Origin of the sequence: Microcella sp., from assembly GCF_040286215.1 — a bacterium.
Taxonomy (GTDB): Bacteria; Actinomycetota; Actinomycetes; order Actinomycetales; family Microbacteriaceae; genus Microcella.
On the sequence record NZ_JAVKCK010000004.1, the window covers coordinates 1 to 24,148 of the forward strand.

The window sequence follows — 24,148 nt, forward strand, 5'->3', positions numbered from 1 at the left end:
GTTCACCGACGCACCCAGCGGCGGAAGCTCACTCAGGTGCGGCTGCAGGCGGATGTCGTGCCCCAGACGGTAGAACCGCGCACGCGTGTTGCGATACTCGCGCGGGGTCAGGTCCGTCGTCTTGAGGTCCTTGATGATGACAGCCTCAGTCGGAGGGTGCTTCTTGTTCCACTGCTCCCGCTGCCCCATCTCGCTGTTGTGCGCATCGCTCAACGGCTGCTTGCGGTGCTCGATCTTGTTGATGTCGGGAAGCTCTGACACCTGAATATCTGACATACGGCTCTCTCCTCCTGCTGTCGATGATGCGCGATCTCGCTCGCCCACCCGTGGCACCCGGCAGACGCGGCGCCGGAACTCAGTTATTCCGGCAAGTTACCAGCTATTGGATACAAGATCAACGGTTTCCTCTACGGCTCGATCGGCCCGCATGAACCCCGGTGTCGTGGCGGCCACGAGGGCACTCGGGTCGAGCCAATGGCCGCCGCGAAGGACGCGTGCCACGAATCCGCCGCCGCCCCCCTACTCCGGCTCATCTCACGAGGGGCCCACGATGTCGCGGCGCGCGACGAAGATCGCCGCCGCAACGGCAAGCGCCACGAACACGAGGAGCGATCCGTTGATCGAGAGCGAAGCGAGAGCGCCGGCGAGCAGAGCGAAGAAGGGTCGCAGGCCCAGGTGGGCCATCGTGAACGCCGCCATCACGCGACTCCGGTAGCCGTCCGACGCACTCATCTGTAACCCTGCGCTCAGCCTCGGGATACTCAGGGCGAAGCCCAGCCCGATGGGAAGCGCCCCAGCGACGGCCCACGCGAGCGTCGGCGAGAGCACGACGAGAATGAGGCCGAGGGCTTGAAGAGCGAACGCCGACAACAGGAGTAACCGCGGGCGGAGATGGCGGTCGGCCACGCCGAAGAGGAACAGACCGAGCAGCGCGCCGGTGCTGTACCCCATCACGATGAATCCGGCCGCCTCCGGGAGCCCTCGCTCGTCTGCCAGCGAGGGGGCCAGCGTGCGCAGCGCCTCCACGGCGCCGTTCGTCAGCACGATCGCGAGCAGCATGAGAAGCATGGTGCTGTCGCGAGCGATGTAGCGCAGACCTTCCATGATCGACCCCCGGGGTCGCTGCGCGCCGCTCTCCGGCTGCGCCGTCGGTCGCTCCGGAAACCGTATGATGAGCATGGCCGCGATGGGAGCGAGGTAGCTCACCGCATTGAGACCGAACGCCCACGTCGGCGACGACGTGAGGAGCAGTACCGCGGCCATGGCCGGGCCGGCGGCCTGGCCGATCTGGTACTGGACGATGTAGAGCGCGGTCGCGCGCCCGATCGCGCCGCGCGGCACCAGACCGGGGATCATCGCGCTCAGAGCAGGCTTGGCCAGCGGATTGGCAGACCCAATCACGAAGCACAGGAGGAGCAGGACGACCGGCGTCACGCCGCCGGCCATGCTGATCAGCGTGAGTGCCGCAGCGGCCACCGCTCCGAGTCCGCTCGAGAGACCCACGACCCAGCGTCGATCGAATCGGTCTCCCAGCACGCCGGCCGGGAGACTGAAGATCAAGTTGGGGATGAAGATGGCGAAGTTGAGAAGGCCGACCATGAGCGGCGATTCCGTGAGGGTGAACATCACCACGGATGCCGTGACGTTGTGCACCCAATTGCCGGGGGACGACACGAACCCGCTCCACCAGTAGATCGCGAAGTCACGGCGACGGAGCAAGGCGCGCGCGCTCAGCCACTCGGAAGGCTCGCCCGATACTGGCATTCGACGATCCCTCTTTCTCACGGCCCCCTGGCCTTTGAATAATCTATCCAACTATGCTGTGCTTCACTGCCACTCTCAACGACAGGGGGACGTCATGTCCGAGAACAGCACGCATCCGCGCGGACTGAGAGAGCTGGTCTACGCACGGTTGCCCGAGGGTGCGTCGCCCGTGGACACCGCTTGCCACCCCCTTCACCGTAGGATCATCGAGCGCGCCGGAGGCGATGTCATCGAAGAGACGACACGCAAGCTCGGGGCCGCGCTGGGCGGGCGTGCGCACATCGTCCTCGAGATTCGCGATGGCGATCTCGATCCGGCTCGCGATCACGAGCTCATGGGTCTCCTCACTCAGACAGATGGTGGCGTGCTGGTGTTCGGAGTGGCGTACGAGACTGCGGATGAGTCGTCGGTGCCGTGACCGCGTCGCTCATCCCGCGATCCGGAAGCACGTCAGTGACGCGCGCCGACCGTCGCTCACTGGCTGAAACGTCACCCCCGGGCACGGGAGTCAACCCCGCTGGCACACGTATGGCGGTCGGCTAGAATCCCCGAACCGGACACACGAGCCCTGGAGTGGAGAGCTGAACCATGACCGATGACCTTCGAGCCGACCCGTTGCCGCTCTCAGAAGGCATCGGTCTGATCGGGCTCGGCAAGATGGGCCTCCCGATGGCGAGAAACCTCCGAGAGAAGGGTTACCGCGTGCTCGGATTCGATGTCTTCGAGCCTGCGCGGCGAGCCGCGGCTGACATCGGTGTCGACGTCGTGAACTCCCCCGCGGAGATCGCGAGCACCACCGCACTGACTCTCGTGGTGGTCGGGTTCGACGAGCAGGTGCGCGAGGTCATCGAGGCCAAGACGACTGGTCTCCTCGCCACCGCGCGGCCGGGCCATGTCATCGCGATCTGCAGCACAGTCGAGCCGACGACGGTGATCGACGCAGCCCAGACGAGTGGCGCGCATGGCGTGCACGTGGTGGACTCACCAATCTGCCGTGGCGAGCCCGCAGCGGAAGACGCGACGCTCCTCATCATGCTCGGCGGTGACGAGAAGGTCATCGAGGCGATCAGCCCCGCCCTCTCCGCGATGGCCTCCGACATGTATCGGCTCGGTGGGTTGGGTGCCGGGCAGGTCGGCAAGATGCTCAATAACTTCGTGCTCTGGTCGACGGTCACCGCGAACTACGAGGCCATGCGATTGGGAGACAGTCTGCACGTCGACATGACCCAGCTTCGTGAGGCCCTGATGCTCAGTAGCGGCAACAACTGGGCTCTCGAGACGTGGACCCGCTCACGACCGATGCCCTGGGCGGAGAAAGACATGCGCATTCTCACCGAGCATGCCGAGAAGGCTGGTCTCTCCCTCCCCCTCGCGCGGCTCGTGGAGACCGAGATCGCTGCCATCAAAGTGGCGAAGAACGCGTGGACGGAGGGCGGCGGGGCGAGCTCGAGCATGGATGCTTTCGTGCGCAGCCTCAGCGAGACGGCGGAGTGAGTACCCTCGTCCACGCGACGAGAGCTCGTTGAGAGACGGGCCGCTTCGTCGCCTGCCCGATACGATTCACCCGGCTACCGAGCAGATTGGAAATTCATGTCATACGCCGAGACCTGTCCCGAGTGCGATTCCGCCGACAACACCGTGGTTCCCACGACGGAGGGGACGCCGGGGCTGAACACCGTCCTCCTGCAGTGCAACGAGTGCGGTGCGGCGTGGGACACGGTGCCGGGTCAACCCTCCCACGGGGGCGGACAGGTGCAACTGGCTCCGCGGAAGGACAACTCCTAGGCGGTCTGCGGCTCGGACTCGCGCCCCACGAGCTCCTGCAGCTTCTCCGAAACGCGACGGAGATGCTTCGCCAACCATGTGCGGGCGCCATCGAGGTCGCGAGCACGAACGAACTCGAACAGCTCCTCGTGCACCGGAGTATCGGCGACACGCTGCAGAAGCAGGTAGTGGCCGACCGAGGCGCGCAGGTTGTCGACGATGGTGACCGCGCGCGGGCTCTCCGCGTAGGAGTACAGCACGCCGTAGAAGTCCCGCCGCCGGTCGAGCCGTGACGGGGACTCGTCCGACGCGCTCAAGTCATCGAGAACTCCCTTGAGAGTCGCGAGGCCCTCGTCATCGAGACGTGCCAGCGCCTTCTCCAGCAGGAAGCTCTCCAAGACGATCCGGAGCTCGTATACCTCGGCAATCTCCTTCGCTCCGAGTACCGTCACCGAGGCGCCCCGGTGGGCGTGGATCGTCAGGAGCCCCTCGCCCTCGAGCTGTCGAAGGCTTGCCCGCACCGGCATGCGGCTGACACCGAGAGTCGAGGCGATGACATCGAGATTGAGTCGCTCCCCTGGCCGGAAGACGCCCTGGATGATCGCCTCCCGGATAAAGGTCTGCGACATCTCCTCGACAGTCTTGAACGACCCTCGAACGGAGTCCGCAATAGCGGCCAACGACTCAGGGGAGTCGGGTTGTTCTACGTTTTTGCCGGCGGTCATGCAGGTCCCTTAGCTATCTCTCGTCCACTCGATCTCTCGGTGGCGCGAATGCGGCCGCGCTTCGTTGACGGGGAAGGCGAGCAGACGGGCGAATCGACTCTATCGCAACCGACCTGCGCATCGAGGTTGGCTCACCCGACCGAACAGTACAGCATGAGCATGTTTTCCCTCGCGCGACACGGTCGAGTCTCCGTTCCGTAGCCTGAGACCGCCCCGTCGGGATGGGCGCGAGGGAACCTGCGGCGAATCGCGAGCTCGTCCTCCTCGACATTACGGTACGGTCGTGCTCGTGCACGCCCGGCACAGCCCCGAGAGCGCGTGATGCGACGCTTCCAGCTCGAACCCAATCTCTTCGCGCACGCGTTCGGCGACCTCGTCCATCAGGGAGCCTGGCAGATCGAACACTCGCCCGCACTGATGACAGAGCGCGTGAAGGTGCGCGACGTCCTGCGGCGACCCGAGCAGATGATAGGCCGCAGCGCCGTGGCCGAGGTGCACATGAGCCACGACACCCATCTCCGTCAATGTCTCGAGGGTGCGGTACACCGTCGCTCGATGGATTCCGGGGTGGTGCTGGGCGATCGTCGCAGAGAGGTCCTCGGCTGTGGGGTGTCCCCCCTGGGTGGCGAGGGCTTCGATCACCACGCGCCTCGCCGTCGTCATGCGATGTCCGCGGCGCCGGACCTGCTCGAGCGCCTGCTCGGCTATCGTGGAGCCAGCGGACCCCGCGTCCTTCTCGCTGAGTGACGACACGGTCGAAAATTATCACACCGGCCCGCACGCAGACCGGTGCAGAGTGCAGAGCTCATGAAGCCCAGGCCGAGTATCGACGGCCTTCCCCTGGCTACCAGCGCAGACTCTCTTGCGAGTTTGTCGCATGTAGGTGCATCATGTATTCATGCACGTACCCGACGGATTCCTCGATGTCCCCACGTCCATTGCCACCGGCACCATGGCGGCAGGCTTCCTCGCCCTCGCAAGCTACCGAGCTCGAGACGAACTCAGCATGCGGGGCCCCGCGCTGCCAGGCCTGACAGCAGCATTCATCTTCGCGGGCCAGATGGTCAACTTCCCCGTCGGAGTCGGAACGAGCGGCCACCTCATCGGAGCAGCGCTTGCAGCCGCCCTGGTCGGGCCGTGGATCGGAACGCTCGTCATGTCGGTCGTGGTCATCGTGCAAGCACTGGTCTTCGCGGACGGCGGCATCACCGCGCTCGGCACCAATCTCCTGCTTCTGGCGATCATCCCCGTGTTCGTGGCGTATGGAGTGCAGAGACTCGTGCTCCGGCTGGCGCGGTACCGCAGGCCCGCCGTCGTGCCGGCGGCCGCGCTTGCCGCGTTCGTCTCCGTCCCCGTGTCGGCGTTCGTCTTCACCGGCCTGTACCTGCTGGGCGGAGCGATCGAGCTTCCCGTCGGCGGGCTCCTCGCCTCCATGGTGGGCTGGCACCTCATCATCGGAATCGGAGAGGCCGTCATCACGGCCGCCGTGCTGGGTGCCGTCCTCGCCGCGAGGCCCGACCTGGTACGGATCGCCCGGCCGCTCACCGCCGAGGAGAGCTCCCAAGCCGCAGAGAGTCCCACGAGGGCCTCGAACCGCTCCATCGTGACCGTAGGCCTGGCCCTGTCGCTCATCGTCGGCGGCGGCGTGAGCCTCCTTGCCAGCGCGAATCCCGACGGTCTGGAGTACGTGGCCGAGAGCCTCGGCTTCCTGGACACCGCTGAGGAGTCGGTGGCGGTGGCGAGTCCTTTGGCTGACTACGCCCTGTTCGGCGAGAGCGTAATCGGTGCGAGTCTCGCGGGGGTGATCGGAGTCGTCTTCACGTTCGCTGTGACGCTCGCGATCGCATTCGCACTGCGCAGCCTGTCGACGCGCGCCTCGAGCACGGTGTGACGACGTGACACCGTGACGTCTACCGCGATCGCTCACCGGGTGGAGAGGCCGTCGGCCCGTGAGACAGGCGCGATTCCTGCCCACCCGAAGCTCCTCTCCCTAATCGTCTTCGCGCTGAGCGTCGTCGGCGTCTCCGCGGGAGCCTGGGAAGCACTCGCAGTGCACGCCGTGATCGTCTTCGTCGTGCTCGGCCTGGCCCGCGTGCCAATCGGACGCATCCTGCGCGGCCTTACCTTTGCCCTTCCCTTCGTCGTCTTCGCCGTGGTCACACCGCTCGTCGCCCTGGGGCCGCGCACTGAGGTGCTCGGAGTGTCGGTGTCGTCGCCCGCCGTTGACGCTGCGCTCCTCATGATCGCCAAGATCGTCATTGCGTTGCTTGCCTCGATCGCCTTTTCCGCCACGAGCAGCGCCCAGGAGCTGCTGCTGGCGTTCGACCGGTTGCGTATGCCCTCCACTCTGACGGCGATCGTCTCCTTCATGATCAGGTATGCGGTCATCGTCGGCGACGATGTCAGGCGCATGCGCATCGCTCGTCAGTCGCGCGGTGGGCAAGACCATCGCGTCGCGCACTTCCGCGCGATCGCATCCAGTGTGGGAACTCTCTTCATCAGGAGCTACGAGCGCGGCGAGCGGGTGCACCTGGCGATGCTGGCTCGCGCCTACGACGGCGTGTTCCCCGCCGCCGCAGGACGGTCGGCCTCCGCCGCGGAGTGGGCAGTGGCCCTGAGCCCCGCCGTGCTGGCGCTGATCGTGACCGTCGCGAGCCACGTCCTCGGATCGTGACTGACGGCATGACGGCGGCGATCGAGATCGAAAACCTGTCGTCGGCCTACCCCGATGGCACCCACGTACTCGACGGCGTCTCTCTGCGGATCGAGCGCGGCGAGCGCGTCGCGCTGCTGGGACCCAATGGGGCGGGCAAGACGTCCCTGGCGCTCCACCTCAACGGAATTCTCGGCATCGGTCGCGAGGGGTTGCGCACCGGACGTGTCAGCGTCGAGGGGATCGAGGTCTCCACGCGCACTGCAGCGGAGGTGCGCAGACGCGTCGGCATGGTCTTCCAGGACCCCGATGACCAGCTCTTCATGCCACGCGTTCGCGACGACGTGTCTTTCGGGCCGGCCAATCTCGGCCTGCGTGACGAGGCCCTCGACGAGCGCGTGCGCGACGCGCTGGCCGATGTGAACATGAGTGACCACATCGACCGCGCACCGCACCGGTTGTCCTTCGGCCAGAAGCGTCGCGTCGCGGTCGCGACGGTGCTCGCCATGAAGCCAGACATCATCGTTCTCGACGAGCCCTCAACTGGATTGGACCCTTCCAGTCGCCGCGAACTGGCGGACGTACTGGAGAGCCTCGACCTGACGATCCTCATGATCACGCACGACCTTCCCTATGCCGCGGAGATGTGCCACCGCGCCGTGATCCTCGATCAGGGGAGAGTCGTCGCAGACGGGCCGATCCTCGACATCCTTCGCGACACCGAGTTGCTCCACGCTCACCGTCTCGAGCTGCCCTACGGCTTCTCGCCTCCGTCGGCACACTAGGAAGGGTCGGCTTCGGTGTCGCGATGGTGAATCGGACCCGTCTGGCTGCCGAGGCGGGCTCCACTCCCCCCTGACGAGAGCGCGATGATCTCGGCCGCGATCGACACGGCCGTCTCCTCAGGCGTCCGGGCACCGAGGTCGAGGCCCAAAGGAGACGAGAGCCTCGACAGCTCCTCGTCCGTGAGTCCGGCATCCCGGAGCCTCTCCATGCGATCATCGTGCGTACGACGGGATCCCATCGCGCCGACATAGCGGATCTGCGGCGCCCTCAGGGCGATCTCGAGCACGGGAACGTCGAACTTCGCGTCGTGCGTCAGCACGACGAGCACGCTGCGATCGTCGATGCGTCGGTCCTCGAGCTCCTGGGCGAGGTACCGGTGGGGCCAGTCCACGACGACCTCATCGGCATCGGGGAAGCGGCTCGGCGTCGCGAAGACCTCTCGAGCGTCGCAGACGGTCACATGGAAGCCCAGGAAAGCTCCCACACGAGAGAGCGAGAGGGCGAAATCGACGGCCCCGAAGATTATCATCCGCGGACGCGGAGCGAAGGCCGCCACGAACACGCGCGCACCCGACTCCAGTCGCTCCCCCTCGGGCCCATAGGTCAGCGTCGTGCTGACGCCCGTGCTGAGAGCGCCGCGAGCGTCGGTCTCCACGGCGGCGTCCATGCGGTCCGACCCCAAGGACCCCTCCACTCCGACGGCTCCGTCAGGGTCAGCCCTCTCGTGGGACCTCACGATCATCCGTCGGCCCACGCGAGAGCGGTCCGGATGCTCGACGAGGGTCGCGACGGCGACAGGTCTGCCCGCCTCAACGTCGGCGACGATCGTGCCGAACTCTGGATAGCTCGCCGGGTCGATGCGCTCGATGAAGACGTCCAGCATGCCACCGCACATGAGTCCGACGGCGAACGCGTCATCGTCGCTGACGCCGTAGTGCTCAAGCGCCGGCTGACCGTCGGCGATCGCCTTCTGGGCGATCTCGTACACCGCACCCTCGACACATCCACCCGACACCGAGCCGACGACGGCGCCGTCGGAGTCGACGATCATGGATGCGCCGACGGGCTGCGGAGCAGACCTCCATGTCGCGATGACCGTGCCGAGGGCCACTGGCCGACCGGACTCCCATTCTTCGAGAACGTCACGAAGGAGTGCGCGCATACGCCCTCTCCCGCCGATCCTGCCTCTGCAGAACCGGTGACGCCATCCGATGTCTGCGACTACCGCCGCAGATGTTAGTCGGTCTCATCAAGATCGTTGAGGAGGCGCCACACGCGCTCGGGGGTCAGCGGCAGCCGCGTAGGCCACTTGCCCACCGCCCTGGCCACCGCCGACGCCACAGCGCCTCCGATGGGATTCAGCTGACCCTCCCCCGCACCTTTCGCGCCATAGGGGCCGACACCGTCCCGACGCTCAGCCAGGATGAGATCGAGTTTGCGTGGAACGTCCGTCATGCGAGGAACACGATAGTCGACGACGTTCGCGTTGATCAGCTGAGGACCGTCGTAGACGAGCTCCTCGTACAGGGCCGCGCCCAGACCTTGCGTCGCGGCGCCGAGATCCTGGCCCTCCACGGCACGCGGATTGATGGCGAAACCGACATCGGCGACCGTCACGAGCTTGTCGACCGTCACCATTCCCGTCTCCGTGTCGACGTCGACCGCCACTCCGACCATGCCCGTCTCCCAGAAAGGCGGCATCTCCTCGGTGACACCTTCTCGGCGAAGGAGACCGACGCCGGTCACTTCCCCCGCGGCGCCGCCGAACCATGTTCGCACGACATCGCCGAACGTCATCGTCGCGCCATCACCGTTCTCCACACCGCCGTCGACGTGCACAACATGCTCGGCAGAGCACTCCCAGATCTCCGCCGCCATGTCGCGCACGCGAGAGATCGCGTCAGCGCACGCCCGCTGGAGCGCGAGCCCGACAAGGGTCGTCGTGCGGCTCGCACCCGTCGTGCGCTCATACGGTGTGACGGAGGTGTCCGACTGCATGACGGAGACAACGTCCACCCTCACGCGCAACTCCTCGGCAGCGATCTGGCCGAGAGCCGAGCGGCTGCCCTGGCCCATCTCGGTCGAACCACTCAGGACGATGACGGAGCCGTCGGACTGGATGCGCACCTGAGCCGTGGAGATCGGGTAGGCGCCCGCGTCCGACGCCGAGCATCCGAACCCGATGCCGTATCCCGGACGATCAGTACGGTCCTTCTCGAGCGAGGCGACGACAAGCTCGAGATCGGCGGGCAGGTCCGCATCGATCCCGCGCTTGCCGCGCAGAATCGGCTCCCCGAACTGGACGAGATTGCGTCGGCGGATGTCAGCCGCATCGATGCCGAGCAGCTCAGCAGCGCGATCGATGTTCGTCTCGCCCGCGAGGTTGCCCTGCGGGGCGCCGAAGCCGCGATACGACGATGCTGGCGTCGTGTTCGTGTAGATCGATCGGCCTCGCACGCGGAGGTGGGGCACCCGATAGGGGCCGAAGCAGCGGTTCACCGCCTTCGCGAGAACGAGTGGACTGTTGTCGGCATACGCGCCCGAATCCATGACGATGTCAAACTCGCGCGCCTGGATGATCCCGTCAGCGTCGAAAGCGCTGCGAACATGGATCTTCGCGGAGTCCACGCGGGTGGTGTAGATGGAGTCCTCGATCGAGATCACCAGCTTGACGGGCCGGCCGCAGTACCAGGAGGCCACCGCGGCCATCGGCTCGACCTTGGTGTACGACTTCGTTCCGTACCCGCCCCCGAGGTAGGGCGCTGAGACGCGAACGCGTGACAGAGGCAGGTCGAAGATGCGGGCGAGATCATCACGCACCATGTAGGGGTGCTGCGCCGTGCTCGTGACCACCAGCTCGCCGTCACTGAACGAGGCGACCGCGTTGTAGGGCTCCATGGCGTACCCGTAGAGCATGGGATAGTGCACGGTGTCCTCGACGATCAGATGCGCCGTCTCGAAGGCCGCATCGACGTCTCCCCACGCGAGGCTCGCCTCGTGGGCAACATTCGACAGCGCGTCATCCGCCGCTGAGTCGCCGTCTGCCTTCTTGCCGGCAAGATTCTTGAAGCTGTCGTCCCCGGTGGCATCATAAGTCGTCTCATGCACGAGCGGAGCATCCTCGGCGAGCGCCTGCTCCGCCGTCATGACGGAGGGTAAGTCTTCATAGCTGACGTGCACCAGGCCGGCTGCGTCGTGCGCGGCCCCGCGCGTCTCCGCCAGGACGATGGCGACAGGCTCCCCGAAGTAGCGAACCTTCTCGGTCGCCAGGATGACGTGGTCGGCGATCACGTGCCCGAATCGGGCGAACAACGGCTCGAGATCGCTCGCCGTGACGACGCCGATGACGTCGGGCTGGGTGCGAGCATCCTCAGCATCGATGGTCACGATGCGCGCGTGCGCGCGGTTCGACCGCACGACCGCCGCGTGCACCATTCCGGGAACGGAGACGTCGACCGTGTACTGAGCGGTGCCGAGCACCTTCTCCACGAGGTCGGGGCGACGAACCGACGTCCCGACCGTGGCGTACTCACTCATGAGTCGACCCTTCCCTGAGCGGCGACGCGCTCGACCGCCTCGACGATTGGCTGATAACCGGTGCACCGGCAGATGTTGCCTTCGAGGTGGTCCACGATCTCCTCGTGCTCGACCTCCGGCGTGCTGTCCAGCAGCGCCTTCGACATCATGAGGAACCCGGGAGTGCAGAAACCGCACTGCAGCGCCTGGCAATCCACGAAGGCCTCCTGCAGGGGGTGCAGGGTCTTGCCGTCAGACAGCCCCTCGACCGAGGTGACGCGCAGGCCATCGGCGTCGACCGTGAGATACGTGCACGAACTGACCGGTCGCCCCTCGACGAGCACGGTGCACACGCCGCACACCTGGAGTTCGCAACTCACCTTCGTGCCGGTGAGCCCGAGATCGTCGCGCAGGAAGTCGACGAGCAAGGAGCGCGGTTCCACTGACCTGTCGACGACCGTCCCGTTGACCTCGATGCTCACGGGAACAAGCTCTGGCTGCCGACTCATGGCACCTACCCCACCTTCGCTAGGTTGTTGATCGCTCGATCGACGTAGACCTTGGTGATGTGACGCTTGTAGCGCTCCGACCCCGCGAGATCCGGTGTCGGGTCGATCTCGTTCGAGATCGCGGTCGAGTCGATGTCCTTCATGGAGGTGAAGTTCCACGCCATCGAGGTCTCCCCGACGGCACCGATGGCGAGCCGCGACTGTCCGGAATCCGGATCGTCGACGAGTGCGATGCCAACAGTCGGACGTTCCATCGTCTGGTACTTGAGATAGGTAGCCCGTGTCCCCTTCGCCGGTATCGGTATGCGCACGTCGACGAGCAGCTCGTCCGGCTCCTTCTCGGCGTAATAGGGCCCAACGATGAAGTCCTCGACGGTGAGCTCACGCCGACCGCGGGGCGATGCGAGGGTGACGGTCGCCTGGAAGGCTATGAGTGCAGTACCCAGGTCTGACTTGGGCTCGGCGAAGCACAGGTTGCCGCCCACGGAGCCCTGCGCTCGCACTCGTGCATTCCCGACGTTTCGTACGACGGAGACGAGCATGGGCAGATGGCGAAGCACGAACGGATTCGCGGCGACGTCCATGTGGGTTTCGCGTGCTCCGATCACGAGGTGGCCCCCGTCGACGGCGATGCCGGAGAGCTCTGGTAGGCGCTTGACGTCGACGAGAGCCTCCGGGCGCGTGAGCCCGGCCCGCATCGCGAGGAGCAGCTCGGTACCCCCGCAGTAGGCGACCTGATCCTCTCCCAGAGCCTCAAGCGCCTCGTCCAGAGTGGAGGGGCGTGCGAGCCTGAACGGGGGCAGCACTAGACCTCTCCGAGCGCCGCGACTGCCGTGGCGAAGAACTTCTCCATGATCTTCTCGGCTTTCTTGTTGATCGTGCCGGAACCCATGGAGGCGACTTTGCCGGACACCTCGTAGGAACCCTGCACCGTGACCACGGTGCCCGAGGGCTCGCGCGGCGCGAGGCGCACGCTGCCCTCGATCATGAGTCGAGATCCCACCTGGCGGTCTTCCCCGCTGGCCTTGCCCGCGAGGGACTCGCCCTCGACGACATCGAAGATGTCGATGTCGAGATCGGCGCGCAGCTTGAAGGGGCCGAGGCGATCCATGAGCACGGCGGTGTATTTGGAGAGGCGCTCCACCTCCACCGCGTCCTCGACGATGTCCACCCATCCCACGACGACCGGGACCGTCGTAATCACCTGCCAGGTCTCCTCCGGCGAGGAGGCAACAGCTATCTCTCGGTGGAACTCGTTGCGTGCCACTGGCCCATCCGTTCTCTCGTCGTCCACGGGAAACGTCGCGATCTGTCCCTCATTGGATATTAGATTCGACTGTACGCCGAGGTACCGTGTAGCGCAAAGCATGAACTGGCCGAGAATCGCCTGAGTCGGGCAGAACAGACGGCTGGTCGCGGCCCGCCTAGTCCCTCCTCTGCGGACGAGAGCGGAGGATACTGCGGGCATGAACACTTCGATACAGGGCGTGCTGCTCGCCGCAGGATCCGGGACGCGATACGGCATGCCCAAGGCACTCGCGCAGAACGGCGCATGGTTGGCCGACGCTGTGTCAGCGCTGCTCGGCGGCGGATGCCATGGCGTCGTCCTCGTCTTGGGGGCCGCCGACGCCACGAGAGTTGCGAGCCTCGGAGCGGTCGACCTCGGCAACCCCCTCGTCACGGTCGTTCAGAACGATGACTGGCAGAGCGGAATGGCCGGATCGGTGCGCGCGGGGCTCGACACACTCGAGCACACGACAGCCGACCTTGCCGTGATCCTCCTGGTGGACACCCCGGACGTCGAGGCCAGCATCGTCGCCCGGGTCATCGACGCCGTGACCGCGCGCGACACCGCGGATCTCGGTCAGGCCGCCGTGCCGAGTGCTTCGCGCGCGCCGCGCGGCGATGCGCGAGACGCGCTCGCGCGCGCCTACTTCGGATCCGTTCCGGGGCACCCTGTCGCGGTCGGCCGACACCACTGGCGCGCGATCACCTCGACGGCTCGAGGCGACGAGGGGGCTCGCCGCTTTCTGCACGATCACCCAGAACTCATCCGCGTACCGTGTGAGGACCTCGCGACGGGGATCGACCATGACGTCGCACAAGACAGGCGTGATGGGAGCTGAGGCCGCCCTGCACGACGTCGTGCCCGTCATACCTCCATGCCGCTCAACCCTCCATGCCGCTCGACACAACCTGCTTCTGTAGTGCATACTGTATTCAGTACCCTCGGCGAACATTTCGTCGATGATGACGCGCCTTTTCTTGGCTGTCCTGGTTGCGAGCCACGTTCGGTTCACCCCTCGACCTGACTTCATCCACTGCCGGGAGTACCATGCGCACTCGCACCTCGCCCATCGTCGCCCTCATCGTGGCCGTCACGGCCACCGGAGGCTGCACCGTCGTCAGTTCGGGCGCGGCGCCCGCTCCGAGCGCTCCCTCGAGCGGCGCCTCGCTCACCATCGACAACTGCGGCACGGAAGTGATTGTCGACGCTCCGCCGCAGCGAGTCGTCACCGTCAAGTCCTCCTCGACGGAGCTGCTCCTGGCGCTGGGGCTCGGCGACCGCATCGTGGCGCAAGCGTTTCCCGACGGCCCCGTGCCCGAGCGGTGGAGCGACGGCGTCGACATCCCGACCCTCTCAGAATCAGCCCCGGGCCGCGAGGCGGTCCTGGCCCTCGAGCCCGACTTCGTCTTCGCCGGCTGGGAATCCGTCTTCAGTGCCGACAGTGCAGGAGAACGCGAGTCGTACGCGGCACTCGGCATCGATACCTACGTCGCCCCCAGCGCGTGCAAGGACCCGGCGTATCAGCCTGAGTCGATGACCGTCGACCTGTTGGAGGAGCACGTGCGCGAGGTCGCCCAGATCTTCGACGTGGACCCTGTCCCCTTCCTCGAGGATCAGCGCGCGACGCTCGACGGTATCGCACCGGACTCGCGCGGCCTCACCGCTCTTTGGTACTCCTCGGGCACCGAGACACCGTATGTGGGGGCCGGCATCGGCAACCCTCAGCTGATCATGGACCTCATCGGTGTCGAGAACGTCGCGGAGGATGTTCGCGACACATGGACCTCCATGAGCTGGGAAGCCATCGTGGACGCGAACCCCGATGTCATCGTGCTCGTGGACGCGAGCTGGAACTCGGTCGAGGACAAGATCGCGCTCCTCGAAGGGAATGCCGCAACGTCACGGCTCGAGGCGGTCGTCAACGGCCGCTACCTGGTCATCCCGTTCGCCTCAACGGAGGCGGGTGCGCGAACGGCATGGGCTGCGGAAGACCTCAGCGCACAGCTCAGGATGGTGTCGCTGCCGTGACATGGACGCCTGTTCGTGAGGTGGCGGGGGGGCGCGCGTCACAGGGTCGACCGCTCGCTCCCCGGCGGACGCCGCGCCGACGCACCGTCGTCGCGACGTACGTGCTCGGGAGCGCGGCGCTCGTGCTCTCCCTCGTTCTCGGCGTCGTCATCGGGCCAGCCGACATCGGACTCGTCGAGCTGGGCGCCATTCTCGTCGACGGAGTCACCGGTGATCGGGCGGACCTCGCACTGCGGGCGAGCATCGTGTGGGAGCTCCGGTTGCCGCGCGCGCTTACGGCGGCGGCCGTGGGCGCGGGCCTCGGCATCGCCGGCGTGATCATGCAAGCCGTGACGCGGAACCCTCTCGCCGACCCCTTTCTGCTGGGCTTGAGCTCCGGGGCGTCGCTCGGCGCAGTCTCTGTCATCGTGCTGGGGGCGAGCCTGCTTCTTCCCGTCGCGGCCTTCCTGGGCGCTCTCCTCGCGCTCGGGGCCACCCTCATGATCGCGCGAAGCGCCGGCCCCCTGACGCCGGTGCGCACGGTGCTCGCGGGCGTCGCGGTCTCGGCGGTCTTCGGAGCGCTGACGAGCTTCGTGATCTTCTGGACGGCCACCGGCGACTCCTATCGCGAGATTCTGGGATGGCTCCTGGGTACCCTGGGCGCCGCCGACTGGAACAGCGTCAGGATCGCCGGCATCGCTCTTCTCGTCGTCGGCGGCGCGCTGCTGGCCACGGGGCGTACCCTCGACGCATTCACCTTCGGGGATCGATCTGCTGCGCTGCTGGGCGTGAACGTCGCGCGAACGCGCCTCATGCTCCTCGTCGCTACCGCGCTGCTCACGGGGGCCATGGTGGCCGTGAGCGGCGCCATCGGCTTCGTGGGTATCGTGCTGCCTCACATGGTTCGACTCATAGTCGGTCCCGGCCATACGTCGCTGCTGCCCCTCGTCGCGATCAACAGTGCCGCCTTCCTCGTGCTGGCGGACACCCTCGCGCGGACGGTGTTCGAGCCTCGGGAACTGCCCGTGGGGGTCATCACGGCTCTCGTCGGCGCCCCCGTCTTCGCCGCTCTACTCGCACGTCGGTCATCGATGGGAGTTCGATCGTGAGTACTACGCCTGGCCTGTCCGCCTGGAACGTGAACGTCGTCACCGGAGGCACGCCCCTCGTGGACTCGATCGACGTCGAGGCCGCGGCAGGAACGATCACCGCAGTCGTCGGGCCCAACGGGGCCGGCAAGTCCAGCCTGCTCGCGGCGCTGGCGCGCATCCACGGCACGGGAGTCGTGCAGCTCGACGACGAGGACCTGGATGGCCTGACCCGGCGTGAGCGTGCGCGCAGGGTGGCTCTCGTCGAGCAGTCCACCGAGGCGAGTGTCGACCTCACCGTGCGCGACGCTGTGGCCCTGGGCCGCACACCACATCTCGGCGCGTGGGGAGGCGACGACGCGCCCGATGTCGTCTCGGACGCGCTCGAGGCCGTCGGAATGTCCTCCTTCGAGCACCGCAACCTCGCCACGCTGTCGGGGGGCGAGCGTCAGCGCGTGGCCATCGGCATGGCGCTCGCCCAAGAACCTCAACTGCTCCTCGTCGATGAGCCCTCGAACCATCTCGACATCTCTGCTCAACTCGCGGTCATGACCCTGCTACGGGAGCGTGCCGACGCCGGCACGACCGTCGTGGTGGCGCTGCACGACCTCACCCTCGCCCTTGAGCACAGTGACCATGCACTCGTCCTGTCCCACGGAAGGCGGATCGTCTCGGGGCCGACAGACCGCACCTTGACCGCGTCTCTCATCAGCGAGGTCTACGGGGTCGACGCCAGTATCCTCGTGGATCCCGACACGGGGCGTCGGGCGCTCAGCTTCGCCCCGAGCGCGTCCCCCGCCCGCGACACGCGGATTCCCGCGCGGGAGGCAGAGCGCACATTCCGCGAGGTCGCCGCCGTCTAGCTGCTCAGGTGCGGGAGAACGTCCCGGCCGAACACCCGAAGGAACTCGTCGTGGTTCCGGCCGACATTGTGGAGCATGATCCGCGAGAAGCCCAGATCGAGGTACTTCTGGATGCTCGCACGATGCCGCTCGAGATCACTGGTGATGAGCATCCGCTCGTCGAAGTCTTCCGCGCGTACCAGGTTCGCGATCTGCTCCACGTCGTAGGGGGAACGGATGTCGCTCTTCGCGAAGCGCATCCCCGCTTGCGGCCACTCGGCGAGCGCGTTCGCCATCGCCTCTTCATCCGTCGGCGCCCAGGAGAGATGAATGCGTATGGCGTGCTGCGGATCGGCAGATCTCGATCGGCCGGCTTCACTCAGGCCCTCCGTGAAGCGCTGCAGGAGCATCCCCGTCTTCTCGTAGGGAACCGAATCCAGGAGGAGCCCGTCGGCGACCTGACCGGCACGCTTCGCGGTGACCGGACCGGCAGTGGCAATGAGCAAAGGGGGAACCTTCTCTGGCATGGTCCACAGTCGTGAGGACTCCAGCTGGTACCAGCGCCCGGAGTACTTGACGTCGCGGCCGCTCACTCCCGACGCGAAGAGCTTCTTGATGATCGCGACGGCCTCGAACATGCGATTGACCCGTTCGGCGGGCTCGGGCCAATAGCCCCCGACCACGTGCTCGCTGATGGCCTCTCCGCTCGAGACCGCCAACCAGTGACGATCCGGGTAGAGCGCCGCGAGCGTCGCCGAGGCCTGAGCCACGAGCGAAGGATGCCACCGGTAGGTTGGCGTGAGCGCACCGACGCCCAGGTCGCCCACCGTGCCGGCGCCTATGGCAGACAGAACGTTCCACACGAAACTCGCCTCGCCCTGGCGATGCGTCCACGGTTGAAACGCGTCCCCCGCCACCGTTCCGCGAAAACCGTTCTGCTCGGCGACGACCGCCCAGTGAACGGCCTCGAGCGGACGGAGCTGCTCGAGCGAGGGGGCGAAACCTATGAGTGGAGTGGCCACTGGCCCATCCTAAGGTTCGCCCTCTCGTCGACGAGCCTATCTGTCGGGCATCGGGACGCGACGCCCGACAGTCGCCGGAGCACTAGAGAGCGCGCAGTCGCGGTGCGAGGTCGCGCTCGAAGAGCTCCAGGAAGCGGCGCTGGTCGTGACCAGGGGCGTGGAACACGAGGTGGTTCAAGCCGTAGTCAACGTACTTGGCGACCTCGGCCACGACCTCATCAGGGTCACTGCCGACGATCCAGCGCTTCGCGATCTGCTCGATGGGCAACGCATCCGCTGCCTTCTCCATCTCGATCGGATCGGTGATGTCGTGCTTCTGCTCGGCGCTGAGCGACAGCGGCGACCAGAAGCGCGTGTTCTCCAGCGCCACGTCGGCGTCGGTGTCATAAGAGATCTTGATCTCGATGAGACGGTCGACGTCGTCGACGTGCTTGCCGGCGGCTTCCGCGCCCTCCTTGACGGCCGGGAGGAGCTTGTCAGCGTAGAGTTCCTCGCCCTTGCCCGACGTGCAGATGAATCCGTCGCCGAGGCGACCGGCGAACTTCGCGACCTGGGGGCCGCCCGCTGCGATGTAGATCGGGACGGGCGTCTCGGGGCGGTCGTAGATGTTCGCGTCCTGCGTGGAGTAGTACTCGCCGCGGTAGCTCACGCGCTCCTCGGTCCACAACTGGCGCATGAGCTCGATCGACTCGCGCAGGCGACCCAGGCGCTCCTTGAACTCGGGCCAGGTCTGTTCACCGGCGCCTCGGAACCCGGTCGCGATCTCATTGAGAGCCTCACCGGTACCCACGCCGAGGAAGATTCGGCCCGGATACAGCAGACCCATGGTCGCGAACGCCTGTGCGAGGACAGCGGGGTTGTAGCGGAACGTCGGCGTCATCACGCTCGTGCCGATCATGATGGACGAGGTGCGCTCCCCCACCGCCGCCATCCACGAGAGCGAGAAGGGGGCGTGCCCGCCCTCGTGCCGCCAGGGCTGGAAGTGGTCGCTCACCGCGACGCTCTCCATGCCGTGCGCTTCGGCCGCTACTGAGATCTCCACGAGTTCACGCGGATCGAACTGCTCAGCTGAGGCCTTGTACCCGAGTTTCAAAGGACGTGTCATGGCACCATTATCGCATACAGTATCTAACATCCACCAGGTCTCAAACGACTTCCCGGTAACCTGCCGTCCCCGTCCCCGGGAGGGGCGCCCACCTTCGTGAACTCCATGCCCATCGTAGGCATGGTGTCGCACTGTTATCCGTGGCGGAGATCATTTTTCAGTCTGGCTCGACAGGCGCAACCTCCGCAGTCGGATCGACACCCCCTCGCCTCGTTGTTGCGGCGACAGAGGCAAGTAGCGCACTGAGACCCCAGAAGATCCAAGCGGGCCCGGCGAACGCCACCAAAACACCCATAGCTGGTGGGACGAGTATCTGACCGGCCTGAATGACGCTCAACCGAGCACCAATTCCGAGCGATCGGTGCTCATTCGGAGAAGTGCGTACCAACCAAGCCATGGTGATCGGCTGGCCTACTCCGATACCCACACCAAAGATGAACAGCGCCACCGCGGCCACGACGGTTCCGTGAGGCAAGGGCACGAGGGGAGGAATCACGAGTGCGGCAGCGCCGAGAAGACTGCCCCCGACGAGTAGGCCAGACCGGCGCATGAGCGTGAGCAATCGGCCCAGCAGGAGCCTGCTCAAGATCGACGCGGCGGCGCGGAGCCCGAGAAGGACCGTCACTGTGCCGATGGACCAGCCTACGTGGACACCGTATGCCGGCAAGAACGTGCTGAGGAGGTCGACCGCGAGAAAGACCAGTGTGCTCACGAGCAACGCACGTCGAGCCGAGCCAGATCGAAGAATTTTCCCCACAGCCCGAGTCCCGTTTTTCCTCACGGTCGCTGGCACCGAAACTCGCGAATCTGGCAGCACTAGTGCGACCGCCGCGCCCATCACTGCGAGCACGACCACGCCCAGCAACGCTCCTCGGGCTCCGTAGGGCTCGTTTCCGGCCATGCCAAACTCAGCAACCGCACCAGCGAGTATCGGTCCAATGAGTTGTCCGGTCGCAACGACTACGGAGAAGGTTCCGAATCTTGTGTCTCCCCCAGAGAGCGGCCCCACGTTCGCCACAAGACTATGAAATCCCACTGCGGACCCCACCAACCCGACCCCGCACAACGCTTGCGAGACCAGCAGAACTGAGAAGTTCGGGGCCACTGTCGCTAGACCCGCGCCGCACGCGAGTGTCGCAACGGACCACACGATCACCGGCTTCGCCCCCCGCGAGTCTGCGGCACTCCCCAACGGCATGGCGAGGAGGAGAGCGACCGCCCCGAAAGAGAGGTTCAGTAACCCCAGCGACTCGGTGCCGACTCCGAGCTCGAGAGCACGGTACGAAGACATCGGTCGAACCCCGTTGATCCCCACATGCACGAGTAGTGCGCAGGCAAACGTCGCGCGGAGTCGGTACACCTTAGGCTCAGGATGCGACCGCGACCGCACGTGCATACTGAGCCGCCTCTCGACCTGCGAGACGGCCGTACACGGTTCCTGCGGTCAACCCACTGCCTCCGGGGTAGTTGATGGAGAACAACCCGCCCACGATCTCGCCCGCCGCGAAGAGGCCACCCATTGGCAGACCATCAGCACTCAATACCCGTGCCGACTCGTCGACCTTGAGGCCTCCGAAGGTGAACGTGATGCCACAAGTAACGGGATAGGCATAGAAGGGCGGGGAATCCAGCTCGAGAGCCCAGTTCGACTTGGGCGGTTCCGTGTGCGCGGCACGGCCATCCTTGATCGCCGGGTCGAACGGCTTCTGCTCGATACTCGCATTGAAGTCGTGTACGGTGCGCTCAAGTCCGCCAGGGTCGATTCCCGCGGCCTGCGCAAGTTCATGAAGAGAATCGGCCACGAATTCCGTGACTCCCGCACTCTCATACTCCTCACGACGCAATAGCGAGCGCGTCTTCGAGTCGTAGAGCTGGAATGCGCGGCCTTCTGGTTGCGCGAGAATCTGTGCGCCGTACTTCGCATAGGTGTAGTTGCGGAAATCCGCTCCCTCGTCGAGAAAGCGCATGCCCATCACATTCACCACCACACCGATCGGATAGCTCTGGCGAGTGTATTGATTGGTGAGCAAGCGGTCGCCTCCCGCAGCAGGCGCGGCAACGTCCCATGCCGTGGAGTGACAAGTACTCCAGTCACCGTGCCGCGATGCACCGTGCCGCAGCGCCAGCTCGAGCACATCGCCGGTATTGAGCGGGGTGCCACGAACATACGCTTGATCCCACCCGGTTCCGAGATGTTTCTCGCGCATTCGAGGATTGGCTTCGAACCCGCCCGCTGCGAGCACTACCGACTTCGCATGGAACTCCTCCTCACCGCCCCCCGCAATCGCGACCCTCACGCCCTCCACCGCTTCACCCTCGGTCAGAAGCTCAGTGACCTCGGCGCCGTATCGAACGTGAACGCCGGCGTTGGCGGCTGCCTCCTCGTGGGCGCTGATGAGGCCTTTTCCACCGCCAACGGGCGAGACGGCCAAACCCCCGAAGAAGACTTGCTTCCCCTCAGAGAAGTATGCCTGGCGCTCATACATGAGTCTCCACACGAACCCGTGCGAGGCCAGCCAAGGAACCACCTCACGACTCCCCTTCGCGAGAACCTGAGCCATGGTGCGATCGCCCCGACCCTCCGTCACGCGCTCGAGGTCGTCGAGGAACTCGCCTTCCGTATAAGGCGCGAGTTCGGTTTCGGGCAACCGAGCCTGCGTCTCCGCGTCGAAGTAGCTCCCGAGAGCATCTCCGCCGTCGTGGACGACGCGGAAGGCAGCCGCCGTGTAAAACGAATTCCCTCCTGACTCGTGTTCCTCGCCTTTCTCGACGAGCAGCACGCTCGACCCGTTCTCACGCGCCGAGAGCGCAGCGCAAAAGCCAGCGTTCCCCCCACCCACCACGATCACGTCGTACTGCTTGATCACGCTATTCATTCCTTCTATGCCTTTCGTTGTGTGTCGGGGCCAAGAACGCCTGTGCCGGCGATATCCCGCAACAGAGCTGAGTCGTACGGGTATTGGGTGAGGACCTCATATCCGCTCGCCGTCACGGCGACGAGGTCTTCGAGTCTCACTCCGCCGCCGCCGGGTACTCCTTCGACGACGATCGTCGGTACGACCGCAAGGATCATGCCCTCTTCCAGGACCAGTGGAGGGGTCGGACGGCCCGGGGGTGAGATGAAAGGCGGCTCCGCGTACCCCACCCCGATTCCATGAGCGATGATCATTTTCTGAAGCTTGTCCTCGTAGGGACTAGTGCTGAGGACGTCCCCAGCCACCCGCTGTAGATCTTCTCCGGTTACACCAGGCGCTATCGCCCCGATGATGGCCTCGTGCATCTCGTAGACCACGCGAAAGATGTCCCGTTGGCGTGCGTTCGGTTCGCCGCAGACGATGGTCCGAGTCGCCTCACTGAAGACCCCAGAGAAACAGGCTCCGATATCCATGAAGACGAGGTCTCCGTCACGTACTGCGCGTTCTCCCGCATAGCGCTGCATAGGCGCAGTGTTGTCACCCGTGCACACGATGAGGTTGCATTGCGGGACTTCCGCACCACGGCGGTAGAAGGTGCGCATGACTTCCGCGAGGATCTCGCACTCGAGCACCCCTGGTTGCGCCGTTGCGACCGCCACCGCCATGGCCTCGTCGACGATCGAGGACGCCTCTCGAAGGAGCTGCACTTCTTCGGGAAATTTGACTGATCGAACCCAGTTCAAACACGCGTTGGCATCAGCAACTTCGGAGTCTGGAACCAACGCCAAGAGATTCTGCAGGCTTGCCGGCGTCCCAATGTCGGTGCCGAGTCTTCCCTTAGTGAACCCCAGCTCCGCGAGCGCATCACCGATGGGCGCGAGAGCCTGGGCGCCACCGCCCTCGAGCATGACCCCGGTGGGAAATGCTCGCACATTGGCATCAGGAACCCATTCCATGAGCTGACGTCGATGGGGAGTGTCGTCCTGATGAACGAAGACGATGACCTCCGGGGATTGGAGAGTCACAACCACCGCCTGGCGCACAAGGAAATTCGGTGCGTACAGCGGACGCAGATCGATCGCGTAGCGCCCATTGGCGTACTCGAACACCACGAGAGCATCGAATCCGAATCGCTCCATGCCCTCCCGGAGCCGTTGGGTCCTCTTACGTCGCAAAAGCTCGATATCGATGGTCATCGTGGATTCTCCTTTTCAGTCGAGACGGCAAGCCTCAACCTCGCACTCTCGAGCACGTCGGGATTTGCGAGGAAACGGGGCGATCGGCCATCGAGCACATCCTCGATGTTGTCGATGACGCCACGGCGTAGTGATGCAGCGGACTCCTTGCCTTTGGCGGCGGCATGGCCCGTGAGAATCGCTCCGGGCAGGGTGCGGAGCGGATCCTCATCGGCCAGCGGCTCATGGAGCGTCACGTCGAGACCAACGGCACCAACCCGGCCGTCAGCGACGGCACGCGCAAGAGCCACCTCATCAACAAGAGAGCCACGCGCCGTGTTGACGATCACGACCCCCGGTCGCACGGCGCGCAGCGCCCGCTCATCGATCACCACGGCACCGCCGGGTGCGTGAAGCGAGATCGCGTCGGATCGCGCGACTACCTCGTCAAGCGGCACGATCCGGACGCTGTCGTGCATGCTCCGCAACTCGAGCAGTGGATCACAAGCGATGATTTCACCGAAGACGCTGCGCGCTTTCCGAGCGAGAGCGCGGCCGATGCGGCCAAACCCGACTATGCCCAGGGTCGTGGAGGACAACGGCGGAAGTGAACTGCCGATGCGCGCTGTTGCGGCGCCGTCCGTTGCACGAGCTGCGGCGTCGAATTCACTCAACCTGCGCAAGCCCGCGAGCAGAAGGGCAAGAGCGTGGTCCGACACCTCTTCAACTGACGCCGCAGGGACATTCCCCACCAGGATTCCGAGTCGACGTGCGGCGTCGAGGTCGATATTGTCGACACCGATTCCCCGACGTATGACAGCGACTACCGAGGGAATCCTCGCCAGAGTCTCCGCGTCGAGTGGTTCAACCGCTCCCACGACCAGAATGGTGGCCCCCTCCGCGGCCGCCGCGATCGAGTCGCGATCACTCAGCTCTGCGACGGCGACTCGCGCGCGGGGCAGAAGTTGCTCCTCCATCTGAGTGAGGGC

The 24,148-nt window shown here is 65.6% G+C and carries 24 protein-coding genes; 9 read left to right on the forward strand and 15 right to left on the reverse strand.

The window, feature by feature from the left end; all coding sequences use genetic code 11:
• Together RJQ01_RS01135 and RJQ01_RS01140 are read right to left on the reverse strand one after the other, a co-directional pair.
• Nucleotides 1-276, reverse strand: a 276-nt coding sequence (locus RJQ01_RS01135) for a hypothetical protein (RefSeq protein WP_350474859.1), incomplete at its 3' end; no start/stop codon positions are given.
• 258 nt (nt 277-534) lie between these two features.
• Complete coding sequence (locus RJQ01_RS01140) at nt 535-1,764, reverse strand: MFS transporter (RefSeq protein ID WP_350474860.1); 1,230 nt, start codon at nt 1,762-1,764, stop codon at nt 535-537.
• Between the two features lie 94 nt (nt 1,765-1,858).
• Between RJQ01_RS01140 and RJQ01_RS01145 the strand changes: the two genes are divergently transcribed.
• Together RJQ01_RS01145 and RJQ01_RS01150 are read left to right on the forward strand one after the other, a co-directional pair.
• Nucleotides 1,859-2,182, forward strand: coding sequence for a hypothetical protein (locus RJQ01_RS01145; protein WP_350474861.1), 324 nt, complete (start codon nt 1,859-1,861; stop codon nt 2,180-2,182).
• Nucleotides 2,183-2,352: 170 nt separating this feature from the next.
• The gene (locus RJQ01_RS01150; RefSeq protein WP_350474862.1) at nt 2,353-3,258 is read left to right on the forward strand and encodes an NAD(P)-dependent oxidoreductase; all 906 of its coding nucleotides are present in this window, start codon (nt 2,353-2,355) and stop codon (nt 3,256-3,258) included.
• Between the two features lie 287 nt (nt 3,259-3,545).
• On the opposite strand, the gene RJQ01_RS01155 is transcribed toward RJQ01_RS01150, so the two are convergent.
• Both RJQ01_RS01155 and RJQ01_RS01160 read right to left on the reverse strand, forming a co-directional pair.
• Complete coding sequence (locus tag RJQ01_RS01155) at nt 3,546-4,157, reverse strand: GntR family transcriptional regulator (protein WP_350474863.1); 612 nt, start codon at nt 4,155-4,157, stop codon at nt 3,546-3,548.
• A 366-nt stretch (nt 4,158-4,523) separates the two neighbouring features.
• Entirely contained in the window at nt 4,524-4,916 is a 393-nt protein-coding gene (locus tag RJQ01_RS01160) for a Fur family transcriptional regulator (RefSeq protein ID WP_350475023.1), read from the reverse strand.
• Between the two features lie 235 nt (nt 4,917-5,151).
• Between RJQ01_RS01160 and RJQ01_RS01165 the strand changes: the two genes are divergently transcribed.
• Genes RJQ01_RS01165 through RJQ01_RS01175 form a run of 3 tightly spaced genes read left to right on the forward strand, consistent with a single transcriptional unit; the run spans nt 5,152 to nt 7,691 of the window.
• The gene (locus RJQ01_RS01165) at nt 5,152-6,144 is read left to right on the forward strand and encodes an energy-coupling factor ABC transporter permease (RefSeq protein WP_350474864.1); all 993 of its coding nucleotides are present in this window, start codon (nt 5,152-5,154) and stop codon (nt 6,142-6,144) included.
• A gap of 12 nt (nt 6,145-6,156) precedes the next feature.
• Nucleotides 6,157-6,927, forward strand: a complete 771-nt coding sequence (gene cbiQ / locus RJQ01_RS01170; protein ID WP_350474865.1) for a cobalt ECF transporter T component CbiQ — start codon at nt 6,157-6,159, stop codon at nt 6,925-6,927.
• Nucleotides 6,924-7,691, forward strand: coding sequence for an energy-coupling factor ABC transporter ATP-binding protein (locus RJQ01_RS01175; protein WP_350474866.1), 768 nt, complete (start codon nt 6,924-6,926; stop codon nt 7,689-7,691). The genes cbiQ and RJQ01_RS01175 overlap by 4 nt, the downstream gene beginning before the upstream one ends.
• Here RJQ01_RS01175 and RJQ01_RS01180 read toward each other — a convergent pair.
• From RJQ01_RS01180 to RJQ01_RS12800, 5 genes are all read right to left on the reverse strand, one after another.
• Nucleotides 7,688-8,854: an XdhC family protein gene (locus RJQ01_RS01180; RefSeq protein ID WP_350474867.1), complete on the reverse strand. Its 1,167-nt coding sequence runs from the start codon at nt 8,852-8,854 to the stop codon at nt 7,688-7,690. The genes RJQ01_RS01175 and RJQ01_RS01180 overlap by 4 nt on opposite strands.
• A 74-nt stretch (nt 8,855-8,928) precedes the next feature.
• Complete coding sequence (locus RJQ01_RS01185; RefSeq protein ID WP_350474868.1) at nt 8,929-11,229, reverse strand: xanthine dehydrogenase family protein molybdopterin-binding subunit; 2,301 nt, start codon at nt 11,227-11,229, stop codon at nt 8,929-8,931.
• A complete protein-coding gene (locus RJQ01_RS01190; RefSeq protein ID WP_350474869.1) occupies nt 11,226-11,717 on the reverse strand; it encodes a (2Fe-2S)-binding protein in 492 nt (163 codons plus the stop codon). Before RJQ01_RS01190 ends, RJQ01_RS01185 begins: the two co-directional genes overlap by 4 nt.
• Before the next feature lie 5 nt (nt 11,718-11,722).
• On the reverse strand, nt 11,723-12,523 hold the full coding sequence (locus RJQ01_RS01195; protein ID WP_350474870.1) for an FAD binding domain-containing protein: 801 nt from the start codon (nt 12,521-12,523) through the stop codon (nt 11,723-11,725).
• Nucleotides 12,523-13,242 carry an SRPBCC family protein gene (locus RJQ01_RS12800; RefSeq protein ID WP_502885207.1) on the reverse strand — a complete coding sequence of 240 codons (720 nt, stop codon included), beginning with the start codon at nt 13,240-13,242 and terminating at the stop codon, nt 12,523-12,525. Before RJQ01_RS12800 ends, RJQ01_RS01195 begins: the two co-directional genes overlap by 1 nt.
• Here RJQ01_RS12800 and RJQ01_RS01205 point away from each other — a divergent pair.
• The 4 genes from RJQ01_RS01205 (at nt 13,184) to RJQ01_RS01220 (ending at nt 16,963) form a co-directional block, all read left to right on the forward strand.
• Nucleotides 13,184-13,843, forward strand: coding sequence for a nucleotidyltransferase family protein (locus RJQ01_RS01205; RefSeq protein WP_350474872.1), 660 nt, complete (start codon nt 13,184-13,186; stop codon nt 13,841-13,843). The genes RJQ01_RS12800 and RJQ01_RS01205 overlap by 59 nt on opposite strands.
• Before the next feature lie 209 nt (nt 13,844-14,052).
• A complete protein-coding gene (locus tag RJQ01_RS01210; RefSeq protein ID WP_350474873.1) occupies nt 14,053-15,033 on the forward strand; it encodes a putative F420-0 ABC transporter substrate-binding protein in 981 nt (326 codons plus the stop codon).
• The gene (locus RJQ01_RS01215) at nt 15,030-16,121 is read left to right on the forward strand and encodes a putative F420-0 ABC transporter permease subunit (RefSeq protein WP_502885208.1); all 1,092 of its coding nucleotides are present in this window, start codon (nt 15,030-15,032) and stop codon (nt 16,119-16,121) included. Before RJQ01_RS01210 ends, RJQ01_RS01215 begins: the two co-directional genes overlap by 4 nt.
• Nucleotides 16,118-16,963 carry an ABC transporter ATP-binding protein gene (locus RJQ01_RS01220; RefSeq protein WP_350474874.1) on the forward strand — a complete coding sequence of 282 codons (846 nt, stop codon included), beginning with the start codon at nt 16,118-16,120 and terminating at the stop codon, nt 16,961-16,963. Before RJQ01_RS01215 ends, RJQ01_RS01220 begins: the two co-directional genes overlap by 4 nt.
• Here the strand turns inward: RJQ01_RS01220 and RJQ01_RS01225 are convergent.
• The 6 genes from RJQ01_RS01225 to RJQ01_RS01250 form a co-directional block, all read right to left on the reverse strand.
• Nucleotides 16,960-17,964, reverse strand: coding sequence for a TIGR03557 family F420-dependent LLM class oxidoreductase (locus tag RJQ01_RS01225; protein ID WP_350474875.1), 1,005 nt, complete (start codon nt 17,962-17,964; stop codon nt 16,960-16,962). The genes RJQ01_RS01220 and RJQ01_RS01225 overlap by 4 nt on opposite strands.
• A gap of 82 nt (nt 17,965-18,046) precedes the next feature.
• The gene (gene fgd, locus RJQ01_RS01230) at nt 18,047-19,069 is read right to left on the reverse strand and encodes a glucose-6-phosphate dehydrogenase (coenzyme-F420) (protein ID WP_350474876.1); all 1,023 of its coding nucleotides are present in this window, start codon (nt 19,067-19,069) and stop codon (nt 18,047-18,049) included.
• Nucleotides 19,070-19,226: 157 nt separating this feature from the next.
• The gene (locus RJQ01_RS01235; protein ID WP_350474877.1) at nt 19,227-20,465 is read right to left on the reverse strand and encodes an MFS transporter; all 1,239 of its coding nucleotides are present in this window, start codon (nt 20,463-20,465) and stop codon (nt 19,227-19,229) included.
• A complete protein-coding gene (gene tcuA, locus RJQ01_RS01240) occupies nt 20,437-21,945 on the reverse strand; it encodes an FAD-dependent tricarballylate dehydrogenase TcuA (RefSeq protein ID WP_350474878.1) in 1,509 nt (502 codons plus the stop codon). The genes RJQ01_RS01235 and tcuA overlap by 29 nt, the downstream gene beginning before the upstream one ends.
• Nucleotides 21,946-21,950: 5 nt before the next feature.
• Nucleotides 21,951-23,180 carry a M24 family metallopeptidase gene (locus tag RJQ01_RS01245; protein WP_350474879.1) on the reverse strand — a complete coding sequence of 410 codons (1,230 nt, stop codon included), beginning with the start codon at nt 23,178-23,180 and terminating at the stop codon, nt 21,951-21,953.
• Nucleotides 23,177-24,136, reverse strand: coding sequence for an NAD(P)-dependent oxidoreductase (locus RJQ01_RS01250; RefSeq protein WP_350475025.1), 960 nt, complete (start codon nt 24,134-24,136; stop codon nt 23,177-23,179). Before RJQ01_RS01250 ends, RJQ01_RS01245 begins: the two co-directional genes overlap by 4 nt.
• Nucleotides 24,137-24,148: the final 12 nt, after the last annotated feature.